The sequence below is a fragment of the Streptomyces sp. NPDC058239 genome, assembly GCF_042882185.1.
Lineage (GTDB): Bacteria > Actinomycetota > Actinomycetes > Streptomycetales > Streptomycetaceae > Streptomyces.
In genome coordinates this window covers 253,186-266,751 of the sequence record NZ_JBHVWS010000005.1, presented here as the reverse complement: position 1 = coordinate 266,751, position 13,566 = coordinate 253,186, and the positions used below count along the sequence as shown (strand labels likewise).

Sequence of the window (13,566 nt, the reverse complement as noted above, 5' to 3'; positions counted from 1 at the left end):
GGAGCCCGACCGGTGAAGCTCGATCACGTCCTGCTCGCGCTACTGTCCTTCCGCCCCTACAGCGGCTACGACCTCAGGAAATGGCTTGAGATCGAAGGCCAGTTCATCCGCTCGCGAGCTCACCACAGCCAGATCTACCGGGTGCTCGCGCGCATGATGGCGGACGGCTGGGTGGAGTACGAAGTGGACCCGCGCGAGGGTCGGCCCGACGCCAAGGTCTACCGGCTGACACCACTCGGCCGTGAGGAGCTACTGGCCTGGGTGCGCTCGCCCTACGAACCGGTCAGCCGATTCCAGGACGTGGACTTCCAGGCCAGATTCGGATTCACCGCGGCGCTGGACCGCGAGGCGGCGATCCGGATGGTCGACACCGAGCTGGACTACCGGCGCGCCCAGATCACCCGTAACCGCGACAGAGACCGCACGCTGCGATTCGAGAACCCGCTGCCCGAACTCGACACGCGTCTGGTCCAGCAGGTCTTCGACCGGATGCACACGCGTGGCGCCGCGTGGGCGGACCAGTGGGTGGAGTGGCTGGAAGAGATGAAGTGCTGGCTCGAGGAGGCCTCGTGAAGGCGATCATGGTGATGTTCGACAGCCTGAACCGGCACATGCTGCCGCCCTACGGGGGCGACTGGACGCACGCGCCGAACTTCGCCAGGCTCGCGCAACGGTCCGTGAGCTTCGACAGTTGCTACGCCGGATCGATGCCCTGTATGCCGGCCAGGCGGGAGATACACACGGGCCGGTACAACTTCCTGCACCGCAGCTGGGGTCCGCTGGAGCCGTTCGACGACTCGATGCCGGAGCTGCTGAAGCAGTCGGGTGTCTACACCCATCTGGTGAGCGACCATCCGCACTACTGGGAGGACGGCGGCGCCACCTACCACAGCCGCTACAACACGTGGGAGTTCTTCCGCGGCCAGGAGGGCGATCCCTGGAAGGGCCAGGTGGCCGACCCGGAGATACCCGAGGACCTCAAGCAGGTGCGTACGCCGTTGTACCGCCAGGACTGGGTGAACCGGCAGCACATGGCCACCGAGGACCGCCACCCGCAGACGCTGACCTTCGACGCCGGGCTGGAGTTCATGAACACCAACCACGCCCAGGACCGCTGGTTCGTCCAGATCGAGACCTTCGACCCGCACGAGCCCTTCTTCAGCCACCAGCAGTACAAGGATCTCTACCCGCACGACTACGAAGGGCCGCACTTCGACTGGCCCGACTACAAGGTCGTGACGGAGACGCCCGACCAGGTCCAGCACGCCCGCTACGAGTACGCCGCACTGCTGTCGATGTGCGACAGGTCGCTCGGCCGGGTCCTCGACGCCATGGACGAGCTGAACCTCTGGGACGACACGCTGCTGATCGTCTGCACCGACCACGGCCTCCTGCTCGGCGAGCGCGGCTGGTGGGGCAAGAGCGTGCAGCCCTGGTACAACGAGCTCGTCCACCTGCCGCTGTTTGCCTGGGACCCGCGGTCGGGTGCGGCGGGCGAACGGCGCGAATCACTCGTGCAGACCATCGATCTGGCCCCGACGCTGCTGGAGTTCTTCGGCCTCGACCGGCCCGGCGACATGCAGGGTGCGCCGCTCCCCGTCGCGGAGGACACCCCGGTACGGGAAGCGGGCCTGTTCGGCATGTTCGGCGGTCACGTCAACATCACCGACGGCCGCTATGTGTACATGCGCGCCCCCGCCACGGCGGAGAACGCCCCCCTGCAGGAGCACACGCTCATGCCCACACACATGCGCGGCCGCTTCTCCCCCGCCGAACTGGCCGACATCGAGCTGGCCGAGCCGTTCACCTTCACCAAGGGCGTACGGACCGTTCGGGTGCCCGGCCGGGTCTTCACCAACCCGCACCGGCACGGCACGCTGCTGTTCGACCTGGACACCGACCCCGAGCAGTTGGAGCCGATGGCCGACGACGCGGTGGAGCTGCGGATGGCCGGGCTGCTGGTGGAGCTCATGCGGGCCGGTGACGCGCCACCGAGCCAGTACGTGCGGCTCGGCCTGCCCGAACACGGCCCGGTCACCGAGGCACATCTGCTGGTGCGGGCGCAGCGCGCACACGCGGAACAGGCGAGGGAGCCGCTGCCCCGGGCCGAGGACTACCCCGAGGGCCGGTTCTCGCTGCGTACTCCCATCAAGGCGCTGATCTCCGACCCGGTCGCCGTCGAGGTGCTGCGCAGGCATCTGCCCGGCGTGGTCGATTCCGAGCTGCTGCAGATGGTCGGTGGGACGCCGCTGATCGCCGTGGCCGCCTTGGCGGGCGGCATGTTCCCGCCCGAGAAGCTCCGCTCGATCGCGGAAGAGCTCGCCAGGCTCTGACCGGTCGCCGACAGTCCGGCGCCGGTGACGGGGCTGCATCCCCGTCACCGGCCACACCTTCCCTCCTCCGGCAATGAAAGAGGTGGCGCGATGCCACAGTCTACCTGGGCCCCATCCGCCGAAGTCGGTGGGCGCTGGGGCAAACTGTCCCTGCTCAGCGGCACCCTGGTGGTCGATCAGACCGAATCCAGCCTGGTCGGCGGCCTGTTCCCGGTGATCCGGCAGTCGCTGGGCCTCTCCCTCGGCGCGCTCGGTGTGCTGACCGCCGCGGGCAAGATCGTCGGGGTCTTCACCGGTCCGTTCTGGGTGTGGGCAGCCCGACGCTGGTCACGCAAGGGCGTGCTGGTCCTGGCCACCGGCCTGTGGGGGGTCTGGGGCATCGCCGCGGGCTTCTCCCAGAACTTCGCCCAACTGCTGATCTTCTACACGATTCTCGCGGCCGGCTACGCCGCTGCCCAGCCGGTCGTCAGCGAGATCGTCGCCGACCTGTTCGACAGTTCCTCACGGGGCAGGGCCATCAGCTACCTCTACGGCGCGGTCGCGCTGGCAGCCGCGGTGCTCGGGCCGCTCAAGGGCCAGTTGGCCGACGTCGAGGAGGGCTGGCGCTGGGGCCTGTGGGGCATCGGCGCATTCAACATCCTTCTGGGGATCGCCATTTGGCTGTGGTTCCGCGACCCCGGACTGGGCGCGGCCGAACCCCAGCTCGCCGATCTGTCCCGCGAGACCCGCGAGGCGTACGCCAAGCTGACCTGGGGCCGCGCGGTGTCGCTCCTGCGCATCCCCAGCTTCGCGATCCTGCTCGGCTCGCGGCTGCTCTCCGGACATCTGATCGTCGGAACGTTCGGCGTGGTCTTCCTCGTGGATGTGTACGGCTTCAGCACCTCGGTCGCCTCCGTGGTGCTGCTGCCGATCGGCGTCGGCTTCCTCCTGGGCAACGTCCTCGGCGGCTTCGCCGGCGACTGGGCCGCCGGGCGCAGCCCGCGCTACGGGCTCGTCGGGGTACTCCAGGCGGCCCAGGTCGGCTTCGCGATCGTCGCCTACGTCGGCACCCAGTTCCACTATCAGTCGATCGGGCTGTTCTGTGTGTTCTTCGGTCTGATGGGTCTGATGCAGGGCGTCAACCCCGGTATCAACCGGCCGATGGTCATGGCGGTCGCCCCGCCCGAACTGCGCGCCATGGCATTCGCGATCTACGTCTCCGTCGTCGAAGCGATCGCCTTTGCCGCCTTCGGCCTCGGCGCCGGGCTTCTCGGCGACGCGATCGGACTCAAGGCCGTCTTCCTCTGGATACTCGTCGTCCTCATGCTGGCCAACGGCGCATTCCTGACCCTGCTCTACCGGCCGTACGCGCGCGATGCGGCCCGGGCCCAGCAGGAGCTCGACGCCCGTCGTCAGCAGGCTCTGGCCTGAGGGAGCAGCGGACGGCTGACGGCCTGTGCCGCAGGCTCGGACTCAGGGATCGCCACGCACTCCACGTGATGCGCAAGGGGCAAGGAAGTCGATGGCGAAGAACAGGAGGGAGCTACGCCTTCGCCGCCGCCGGTCCCGGACCGGCGGCGGCTCCGGCTCATGGCAGCTGCCAGTCCACCGGCTGGGCTCCCTGGCGGAGCAGGAGTTCATTGGTGCGGCTGAACGGGCGCGAGCCGAAGAAGCCGCGGTCCGCCGACATGGGCGAGGGGTGCGCGGACTCGATCGCCGGGAAGCCGTCGAGGAACGGCCGCAGATTACGGGCATCGCGCCCCCACAGCACTGGCACCAGGGGCTTGCCACGCGCGGCCAGGGCCCGGATGGCCTGCTCGGTCACTTCTTCCCAGCCCTTGCCGCGGTGCGCGCCCGGTTTACGGGGCGCCGTGGTGAGCGCCCTGTTCAGCAGCAGCACGCCCTGGCGCGTCCAGGGCGTCAGATCGCCGTTGGACGGTCGCGGTAGCCCCAGGTCCGTGTGCAGCTCCCGGAAGATGTTCTCCAGACTGCCGGGCAGCTGACGCACCTCGGGGGCCACGGAGAAGCTCAGCCCCATGGCCATCCCGGGTGTCGGGTAGGGGTCCTGACCGACGATCAGGACACGTACCTCGTCAAAGGGTTGCTGGAACGCGCGCAGAACGTTCGCGCCGGCCGGCAGATAGGTGCGGGCGGCTGCGACCTCCGCACGGAGGAAATCGCCCATCGCGGCGATGCGTCCGGCCACAGGGGCCAGCGCCTCGGCCCAGCCGGGCTCGACTACTTCATTCAACGGTCGTGGTGCCACGAAGCATCACTCTACCGGCGTACCGGACCCGCTCCCCGCCGCCGCCGCGGCTTCCGCGGCCGGTCTCCTGCGCCCCGAAGTCCCGCGTCCGGGACTCGGGATAGGCTGCCGCCGTCATTCCTCTTCTCACCTCTTCTGTGTCGGGAGCCGGTCCATGAGGTCACGCAGGCGTTCGCCGGAAAGCGGCGGTGCTCGTTGCGCCCGGTGGAGGCTGTCGTGACGGCGCAGACGGAGACGGACGCATCGGCCGGCCCGACGGGTACGTCGGGGCCGTTCGTGCTCGGCGTGGACTCGGGCGGTTCCGGGTTGCGGGTGGCGCTGGCCAACGTCGGCATGTCCGCCCCGGTGGGCACGACTGTCTGCGCCGAGCCAGTACGCACCGGACCTGCGGGAATCGATGCGGGCCATCTGCTGGAGCAACTGCTGCCCGCCGCCCGCCGGCTGCTGGAGCAGCACGGCAGCACTGACGGCACCGGGATCGCCGCCGTGGCGATCGGCGCCGCCGGCATGGCGACGCTCGGCGGACAGCTGCGCGCCGAGCTGCCTTCGGCCCTGGAGAGCGCATTCGGGACGCGGCGGCTGGCCCTCGCCGCCGACGCGGTGACCGCTTACGCGGGTGCGGTCGGTCAGCGCCCGGGCGCGGTCGTCGCGGGCGGCACGGGCATGATCGCGCTGGGTACGGATCTGACGAGCTGGCGCCGGGCCGACGGCTGGGGTCATCTGCTGGGTGACAGCGGCGGCGGCGCCTGGATCGGGCGGGCCGGGCTCGATGCGGCCATGCGCGCCCATGACGGGCGGCGCGGAGGGTCCGCCGCGCTGCTGGCCCGGCTGGAGGCGGTGTTCGGGCCGGCGCCCGAGCTGCCGGGACTGCTGTATCCGCGCACCGACCGGCCTGCCGTGCTGGCCTCGTTCGCGCCCGAGGTCGCCGCGTGCGCCGGGCGCGATCCGGTCGCCGCGGGCATTCTGCGCGAGGCCGCCGGGCATATCGCGGAGGCGGCCGCGGCGGTGTGCCCGAAGGCCGGGGCCGACGACGAGCCGTGCGAAGTAGCCCTGACGGGCGGCCTGTTCAGGATGGGCGATCCACTGCTCGTACCGTTGCGAGAGGAACTGTCCCGGCAGCTCCCGCAGGCACGGACGGTCCCCGGTTCGGGTGATCCGCTGACCGGTGCACTGTCCATCGCTCAGGCGTTGGCCGCCGGGGATCTGCGACTGCCGCGCCATCCGACGCTGCTCTGTGTACCCGGTCACGGGCCTGAACAGGAGCCCGGATAGGTGCCGACAGAGCAGGACAGTCGACCAGTAAGCCCCTCATCGGATAAAAGCGGACAGATAACGCCCTGCCGGGCCCTCCCCGAACAGAGGGGCACCCAAAACCAGTAGCATGCGGCGCCATGAGCACCCCCACTGGGCCCGCTTCCGGCCTGCCTGTACGAATGCCGCGACCTCGCCAGTCCGGACGGCACCGCCGCCCGGAGCCCGTGGTCGCACCTGAGGGCGCTGCCGCGCTCGTTCTCGCCGTTCCCGGTACCCCCTCTTCGGCCACGCGCAGCCTGGCCGAAGAGGTGATCAGCATCGCCCGTTCCGAGCTGCCCGGCCTCAATGCCCGGATCGGCTATCTCGACGGCGACGATGCCGAGTACCCGACGCTCTCGTCCGTACTCACCCACAGCGCCGCCGAGCGCATCGCGCGCTTCGAGCAGGCGCAGGCCGCGGGCCGCGAGGTCGCCGAGCCCGAGGGTCCGTCCGCCGTCGTGGTGCCGCTGCTCGCGGGGCCGGACAGCGCCCTGATCCGGCGGATACGGCAGGCCGTGATGGACAGCGGTACGCAGGTCGAGCTGACCGATGTGCTCGGCCCGCACCCGCTGCTCGCCGAGGCGCTGCACGTACGCCTCTCCGAGGCCGGTCTGGCCCGCGCCGACCGTGCCAGGCTCTTCACGGTGGCCACGGCCGCCGACGGCATCGTGCTGGCCACGGTGGGTGGCGAGGAGGCCGTGCAGGCCGCCGGGATCACCGGCATGCTGCTGGCTGCCCGGCTCGCGGTCCCGGTGATGGCCGCCGCACTCGATGTGGAGGGTTCCGTCGCGTCGATCGCAGAGCAGCTCACGGGCTCCGGCTCGGTGCAGCTCGCGCTGGCTCCGTACCTCGTCGGCCCCGAGGTGGCCGAGGGGCTGCTGGATGCCGCCGCGAAGGAGGCGGGCTGCGCGACGGCCGAGCCGCTCGGCGCGTATCCGGCGATCGGCAAGCTCGTGCTGTCGATGTACATGACGGCGCTCGGTATCACGCCGGCGACGCCGCAGGGTGCTCAGGCGCACTGACCCGGTGCCGGGTACACCCGGCAGCGGTCTGTCATCGATCGCCGGGCGGGCTTGATCTTTCCGGCCCGCCCGGCGATTCGGCTGTGCGTGGCGTGATGTCAGGCGAAGATCACGCAGGACGCGGCAGGGGCCTCCAGCGAGCCCACGCGGCGCGGGATGCCGGTCGCCGGGTCGACGGCGAACCAGCTGACGTTCCCGGACCGCTCATTGGCCGCGTACAGCCATCGGCCGGTGGGGTCGAGCGCGAGATCGCGCGGCCAGTGCCCGCCGCAGCCCACGGTCGTCACCAGCTTTGCCTTCTCGCCCGTTCCGTCGAGCGCGAGAACGGAGATGCTGTCGTGCCCCCGGTTGGCCGTCCAGAGGAACCGTCCGTCGTGCGAGACGACCACCTCGGACGGGTAGGTCGCCGTGTCCCCGCCACGCGTCGATTCCTCGGGCAGCACGGACGTCTCGGCGACCGGTTCCAGGACTCCCGCGGTGGCGTCCCACCTGCATATGGTGACGGTCGGTTCGAGTTCGTTCAGGACGTAGGTGTGGCTGCCCGCGGGATGGAAGGCCAGGTGGCGCGGGCCCGCGCCCGGCCGCAGGGCCGTCTCGCCGTGCAGCCGCAACGCCCCGGTGGTCGTGTCGAGCGCGCAGATCCGTATGGAGTCGGTCCCGAGGTCCACACTGAGCACCCAGTTCCCCGAGGGGTCCGGCAGCACCTGGTGTGCGTGCGGGCCCCGCTGACGGTCGGCGTCCGGACCGCTGCCTTCGTGCCTGAGCACGGAGGTGACGTCGCCGAGGGAACCGTCCTCCCGCACCGACAGAGCGGTGACGCTGCCGGAGCCGTAATTGGCGGTGAGCAGATGACCGCCTGCGAGCGCGAGATGGGTCGGACCATCGCCTTCCACCCGTCGGATCTCGCCGACCGGCTGCGGCACATCGCCGCTGATGTCGAGTGCGGCGGCCGCACCGTGCTCGGTCTCACTGACCGTGTAGAGCGCCCTGCCACCCGGACCCGGCCCGTGGCCCAGGACGAGATACGAGGGATCGGGAACGCTGTCCGTCGAGCCGAGGACGGTCAGGGCCCCGGTCTCCTGATCCACGGCGGCGGCGGTGATTCCCCGCCCGCCCGCCGAGGTGAACGACCCGATGAATGCCCGTCCCGCGCCGTTGTCGCTGCCCACCGCACTGCTCGTCACCGCACTGCCCCTCTCCGCCGACTGAGCACGACCGTTCGTACCGTCGTGATCTTCCCGGGCGACGGTAGCAGTCGGCCCATCGAGGTCTAGACCAAGGTCTCGGATTGCCGGCCGGCTCTGCGGAGGCGCTTCACACACCGATCAACGGGGCGCGCGGATCGCTGTGCAGCGGGGCGGCGAGCTCGGCGAGTGCCCGCTCCAGACCGTGCAGGTGGGCGAGAGCGGGCTCTGCGACGGCCTGGTGCGGCGGGATGCTCGGCATGCCCGCCCTCTCCGGATCCGGGGCCGTCAGCGCCTCCACGGAGGCTTCGACGCGCCAACAGGCAGCAGCGAGGCGGGCGTCGTGGGACGCTTCCGGGTCCGCAGCGACGGAGGCCAGACCGCGCACCTCGCGTGCGCATGTGTCCAGCAGGGCGAGCACCTGTCCTGCGCGGGCCTTCCGGGCGCGCAGTGGGCTCAGCGGATGCACCAGCGGGGCCAGGGACAGCCGCACCCGCCCGAGGAGCGCCTCCAGCTCGGCGATTCGGGGCGCCGGGTCGGCGGTCGTCGAACCGGAGAGTCGCGTCGCGGCTTCCGCGGTGCAGGCGTGCACGCAGCGCAGGGCCCGCTGGATCCATGCGTCGGTCGTGGCGTGCGTGGTGACCGGCAGCACGAGGAGCACCGCGAGCATCGCACCGAGCGCTCCGGCACCGGTCTCGGTGAGCCGCAGCACGAGCAGGGCCGGGTCCAGCACGCCGAGGAGTCCGTAGAGCGTCCCCGCCATCACCGTCACGGAGAACACCATCCAGGTGTACGAGACCGCAGCGGTGTAGAAAATCCCGAAGACGCCGATCGCGACGACGACCGCGCTGGGCACGGCAGCCCCGTGCAGCGGGACGACGACGGCCAGGCCGATGGGGATGCCGATCAGTGTTCCCAACACCCTGCGGAAGCCACGTACCAGTGTCTCGCCGCGCGAGGCGGTGTTCACGAAGACCCACCATGTGGCGCCCACGGCCCAGTACCAGCGCTGCTCGGAGAGGAGCAGCCCCGCCGTGAGGGCGAGGGCTCCGCCGACGGTCGCCTGAATCGCCTGGCGCGTGGTCGCACGGGCCAACCCCCTGCCGGTCGCCGGCGTGGGTACGGCGGCGGCGGGCAGCCGACGCTCGTAGCACCACAGTCCGAAGCGGACCGTCGACGAGGCGAGCAGGGAGAGGGCTACCGCGGAGTACAGCTCGGGCAACTGCCCGGGCAGTGTGTGGAGGAACTGCGTGGTGAAGAAGGCCATGAAGGCGAACACGCCCAGTGAGTGGCCGCGCGGCCCCCATCGTCGGGCGTACACGCCCAGGCCCATGACCGCGAGAAACGCCACGTCCCGTGCCAGCGGATGGCCGTGAAGCCCTGCGGCAAGGGCGAGCACGGGGAAACCGACGGCAGGCAGCAGGGCGGTGGTGATCGCCTGATCGCGCACCGTGGCGTCCAGCACCGTGAACAGGGCCAGCAGCGCGGCAAGCCCGCCGGTGACGGCCGCGACGAGCGAATGACCGGCCAGACCGCACACCGCGACGGCCAGCCCGATGCCGAGGACGGCCCGGAGACCGCTGCGCAGCCGTAGTCGGCCCGGGTCCGGGGAAACGAACATCCTCTTCAGCACGGCATGCTCCCGCTCCTGCACACCGGCCCTGCACACCGGCATGAAAAAGGCGCCGCGGGGATCCGCAGCGCCATCGACGGGTACATCACAACATCTCTACGACCCATGGCTCAAACGAGAGGGAAATCAATGGGCCATTGGCCCAGCCATTGGCCGCAGATGTGCACCATGGGTAGGCCAACGGACCGAAATGGGGCCGAACGCCGCCAGCAGCACCCCGGCACCTGTGTGGCCGTCGCGTGGACCAATGCCTCATGCCGCCCCGATAGGGCGGGAAGTCATCGGTGATGGGCAGGGGCCTGGGTGGGCAGTGCCGCAGTCACTTCGTAGCCGCCGTCAGGGGTGGCTCCGGTGGCGAGTTCACCTCCCAGCATCGCGGTGCGCTCGCGCATCCCGAGCAGACCGTGACCCGCGCCGGCCGAGGGCGGGGCGGCCCGGTCCGGCGGGGTGTTGGTGACCCGGACCGTGACGGCCGACGGGTGGTGGCCGATCTCCACCCGCACCTTCGCACCCGGTGCGTAACGCATCGCGTTGCTGAGAGCCTCCTGCACGATGCGGAACGCCGACAGCTCGACGCCCGGCGACAGCGGATGCGGCTCCCCGGTGGTCTCGGCGGTGACCGCGAGCCCGGCGCCGCGCGCGTTGTCGATCAGATCGTCCAGCCGGTCGAGGGTGGGCTGCGGGGCGTGCCTCGCCGCCTGTGGCAGGGGGTCCTCGGAGCGCAGTACGCCGAGCACCCTGCGCAGTTCGGTGAGCGCGCCGACCGCATTCTCGCGGATGCCCGCGAGGTTCTCCTTGAGCTCGTCGGACGGGTTCTCGACCAGGTGCGGGGCGACCTGTGCCTGGATGGAGATGACCGACATGTGGTGGGCGACCACGTCGTGCAGCTCGCGGGCGATCCGGTTGCGCTCCTCCAGAAGAGTGCGCCGGGAGCGCTCCTCGGCGGTGAGTTCCTCCTGTGCGACCAGCTGTGTACGCGCCACCCCGATGCCACGCAGAGCGGCGCCGACCACCACGGCGACGACGAGAACCGCGACGGCGAGGTGGACGTCGTTGCTGCGGCGCCAGGGGGCGGCCGCGCCGCAGGCAAGTCCCGCCACGACGCTGATCGTCAACGTCTCGGCGGCGATCCGGGGCCGGACCCGCAGTGAGAGCAGGAACAGCACCCCGGCCTGCAGCGCGATCCCGGCTCCGCTCCAGGGAAACATCATGCCGCCGGGACCGGAGGCTTTGGCGAAGGGGGTGATCACGACCGTGACGAGTATCGACACCCACCAGGCCGGGATGGGACGGAACAGTGCGCCGACGATCGCGGCCGACTGGATACCGGCGAACAGAATGCCGAGCTGTATGCCCATCCCGTACCCGAAGGCGTACTGGTTCGTGTTGGAGATGAGAATGCCCAGCGCGAACATCGCCAACGGCACCACGAGAGCCGGCCGCCACTCCAGCCAGCGCGGCCGCCGCGCATACGGGGTCGGGTCGGCCGCCGACGTCAACAGATCTTCGCGCAAGGTACGGGGCAATGCCCGCAGGGCCTGCGCCGACCGCCTCACCATGTCCCCCCGCTTCACAGAACTCACCTTAAGCGCGCCGCGACTCCGTCGACCGGACAGGATGCCCCTTGCGGACGACCATGCTCTTCTTTCGCGGCCGTCCCTGCTCGTAACCACGGAACGCCACCCAGCAGATCAGCAGCGCCACGGCGAACACGGGCAGCCAGGACAGCCGGGCGAGAACCCAGCCGGGGGCGTCGGGGACGGTGTGCAGACCCGGCAGGGTCCCGCCCGCCAACAGGCCGGTCGCGGTGACCGCGATCATCGCGGTCTGGTGCCACAGGAAAATCGTCATCGCGGAGAGGTTCACCGTCGCCACCACCGCCCAGACTGCCGGGCGTCGCAGCACCCGGCGCAGCGGGCCGAGCAGCAGCAGCGCCGCTCCGCACTGCGCGAGGCCGAAGGTGACCACGGCAAGGGTCGGCGGGTCGAGATTGGAAATCTCCAGGCCGGGCACCCCGACCATGGCTGCCGGGTAGCCGGCCCAGAGGACGAGTCCGGCGGTGGCGGCGGCTCCGCCGAGCAGCAGCGTCCAGCCGGTCCTGCGACTGTGCAGGTCACCCCGGGCCCAGGCCGCGCCCAGGCAGTACGGAACCAGCCAGCCGGCAAGCACGTTGACGGAGGTGAACCCGCCGGGCGCGTCCAGGCCGAACCGGTAGAGGTCGATGATCAGCACGACGGCGAACGGCCACAGCGGATGCAGCTTCGCCACCAGTGGGGTCCCCGCCGTCAGCGCTGCGAAGACCACCAGGAACCAGAGCGGGGACCACACGAGCTTGCACAGCGCGCGCACGGTGTCCTGGTCCGCTCCGGAGGCGAGCATCGTGCACGCCGCCACGGTCCATACGACCAGCACGACGACCACCGGTCGCAGCAGCCGGGTCATCCGCGTACGCAGCCACCGGCCGTAGTTCTCGCCACGGGCACGGGCGGAGGCGTAACTCTTCGCGCCGACCTGCCCGCCGACCAGGAAGAAGACGGCAAGGGTCTGGAACACCCAGGAGACCGGGGTGAATTGGGGCATGTACTGGAGCGGGCTGGAGCCGTGCATGGTGCCGCTGTCGACGACCAGTGCGGTCACCAGCCAGTGGCCGAGAACCACGCCGAGGATGGCGATGGCGCGCAGGGCGTCGATCGCGCGGTCGCGCTCGGCAGGAGTGGCGGAGTCCACCCGCCGGACGAAGTCACGCATGGAGCTCTCCCGAAGGCTGTGCGGACATGGCCGTTCCGGCCACGATCCGGGCGATGTTCTTCAGCGGTAAGGAACCGGGCTTCAGGTAGTCGCTGTGGCCGCCGTCGCCCGCCGCGAAGATCTCGGCGCCGAACTCGGGCGAGACCGGATCCGTTGCGAACCCGATGTCCGTAAAGGGAAGTTGGAGCTTCATGTGCGGCACATCGGCGATCCAGTCGTCGCTGCCGCGGCCCGCCCAGACGGTGGCCGGGGTGTGCAGGTCGGCGACGTTTCCGTAGCCGGTGCCGGGGCTCCCGTACAGGACGATGTCTGCGACCCGCAGTCCGTGCGCGGCGCGGGCGCAGACGACGGAGCCGTAGGAGTGGCAGACGAGGGAGGTCCGGACCGCAGGTTTCAGCCTCCTCAACTCCCCCATGAAGTAGCGCAGTTCGGAGGCCGCCTCGTCGGCCCGCCCCGAGGTCACCGACGTCGGGCTCACCGTCGTCGGCGTTTCGTATCCGAGCCAGGCGACGACGGCCGACCGCTCGCCCAACTCGCTGTGCAGTGCGAGCGCGCCGTTCCGCAGCCGCCAGTAGTGGTCGACGCCGATGCCCGCGCCGGGGACCAGCACCGCGATCCGTTCGGCGTGGGACAGGTCGCCGAAGATCTCGACGCTGCGGCCCCCGTCACGGCCGTCGAAGGAGAGGAAGCGGCGTGCGGGATCGGCCATGACGTGCAGCGCGGCAGCCCGCTTGCGGTCGCCGTGGTCGGCGGCTGCCCGCTCGGCCGCCCCGATGTCGGCGCGGGTCGCGGCGTACCGTGCGGCGAGGGCCTCGGTCGCAGCGGTACGCAACGGGCCCCGGACGGTCGGAGCCGGTGCCGGTACGGCCGCGGGGCCGGCCGCTCCCGCTATCGGCACGGCCACCGAGGCGGCCACCAGCGCGGCGAGCAGGGCGCGACACAGGCGGCTTCTGCTCGGATGGGACGACATGGCAGGTTGTTCCTTCCGTACCGGATGGCTGCACTGCTTGGGGTACAGAAGCTATGGAGAGGGCCTTGTAATCCGCGTCCCACCGGGGTGTGAACCTTTTTTGTAGCTCTATAGGACTACGGGTATGAGATGCGACTG

The 13,566-nt window shown here is 70.6% G+C and carries 11 protein-coding genes; 5 read left to right on the top strand and 6 right to left on the bottom strand.

From position 1 onward, the window contains the following. The first annotated feature begins 12 nt into the window (after positions 1–12). From ACFVYE_RS09885 to ACFVYE_RS09875, 3 genes are all read left to right on the top strand, one after another. Positions 13–573, top strand: coding sequence for a PadR family transcriptional regulator (locus tag ACFVYE_RS09885; RefSeq protein WP_389604924.1), 561 nt, complete (start codon positions 13–15; stop codon positions 571–573). Then, on the top strand, positions 570–2,333 hold the full coding sequence (locus ACFVYE_RS09880) for a sulfatase (protein WP_383963559.1): 1,764 nt from the start codon (positions 570–572) through the stop codon (positions 2,331–2,333). Before ACFVYE_RS09885 ends, ACFVYE_RS09880 begins: the two co-directional genes overlap by 4 nt. Before the next feature lie 90 nt (positions 2,334–2,423). Next, the gene (locus ACFVYE_RS09875; RefSeq protein ID WP_389604922.1) at positions 2,424–3,743 is read left to right on the top strand and encodes an MFS transporter; all 1,320 of its coding nucleotides are present in this window, start codon (positions 2,424–2,426) and stop codon (positions 3,741–3,743) included. A 157-nt stretch (positions 3,744–3,900) separates the two neighbouring features. Here the strand turns inward: ACFVYE_RS09875 and ACFVYE_RS09870 are convergent, their stop codons facing one another. Next, positions 3,901–4,578, bottom strand: a complete 678-nt coding sequence (locus ACFVYE_RS09870; RefSeq protein WP_383963552.1) for a uracil-DNA glycosylase — start codon at positions 4,576–4,578, stop codon at positions 3,901–3,903. A gap of 216 nt (positions 4,579–4,794) precedes the next feature. On the opposite strand from ACFVYE_RS09870, the gene ACFVYE_RS09865 reads away from it, so the two are divergent. Continuing rightward, positions 4,795–5,850 carry an N-acetylglucosamine kinase gene (locus tag ACFVYE_RS09865; protein ID WP_389604919.1) on the top strand — a complete coding sequence of 352 codons (1,056 nt, stop codon included), beginning with the start codon at positions 4,795–4,797 and terminating at the stop codon, positions 5,848–5,850. A gap of 119 nt (positions 5,851–5,969) precedes the next feature. Beyond that, a complete protein-coding gene (locus ACFVYE_RS09860) occupies positions 5,970–6,893 on the top strand; it encodes a sirohydrochlorin chelatase (protein ID WP_383963547.1) in 924 nt (307 codons plus the stop codon). Between the two features lie 98 nt (positions 6,894–6,991). On the opposite strand, the gene ACFVYE_RS09855 is transcribed toward ACFVYE_RS09860, so the two are convergent. From ACFVYE_RS09855 to ACFVYE_RS09835, 5 genes are all read right to left on the bottom strand, one after another. Next, complete coding sequence (locus ACFVYE_RS09855; protein WP_383963613.1) at positions 6,992–8,062, bottom strand: lactonase family protein; 1,071 nt, start codon at positions 8,060–8,062, stop codon at positions 6,992–6,994. A gap of 145 nt (positions 8,063–8,207) precedes the next feature. Beyond that, complete coding sequence (locus ACFVYE_RS09850; protein ID WP_383963544.1) at positions 8,208–9,710, bottom strand: FUSC family protein; 1,503 nt, start codon at positions 9,708–9,710, stop codon at positions 8,208–8,210. A 278-nt stretch (positions 9,711–9,988) separates the two neighbouring features. Next, entirely contained in the window at positions 9,989–11,269 is a 1,281-nt protein-coding gene (locus tag ACFVYE_RS09845) for a sensor histidine kinase (protein WP_383963610.1), read from the bottom strand. Positions 11,270–11,294: 25 nt separating this feature from the next. Continuing rightward, entirely contained in the window at positions 11,295–12,458 is a 1,164-nt protein-coding gene (locus tag ACFVYE_RS09840) for an acyltransferase (protein WP_383963541.1), read from the bottom strand. After that, complete coding sequence (locus tag ACFVYE_RS09835; protein ID WP_389604916.1) at positions 12,451–13,428, bottom strand: alpha/beta hydrolase; 978 nt, start codon at positions 13,426–13,428, stop codon at positions 12,451–12,453. Before ACFVYE_RS09835 ends, ACFVYE_RS09840 begins: the two co-directional genes overlap by 8 nt. Between the last annotated feature and the right edge of the window lie 138 nt (positions 13,429–13,566).

Excerpts from the sequence above, each read along its gene's own strand:
- ACFVYE_RS09840 (WP_383963541.1), bottom strand. The coding sequence starts at position 12,458 with ATGCGTGACTTCGTCCGGCGGGTGGACTCCGCCACTCCTGCCGAGCGC.
- ACFVYE_RS09860 (WP_383963547.1), top strand. The coding sequence starts at position 5,970 with ATGAGCACCCCCACTGGGCCCGCTTCCGGCCTGCCTGTACGAATGCCG.
- ACFVYE_RS09835 (WP_389604916.1), bottom strand. The coding sequence starts at position 13,428 with ATGTCGTCCCATCCGAGCAGAAGCCGCCTGTGTCGCGCCCTGCTCGCC.
- ACFVYE_RS09845 (WP_383963610.1), bottom strand. The coding sequence starts at position 11,269 with ATGGTGAGGCGGTCGGCGCAGGCCCTGCGGGCATTGCCCCGTACCTTG.
- ACFVYE_RS09875 (WP_389604922.1), top strand. The coding sequence starts at position 2,424 with ATGCCACAGTCTACCTGGGCCCCATCCGCCGAAGTCGGTGGGCGCTGG.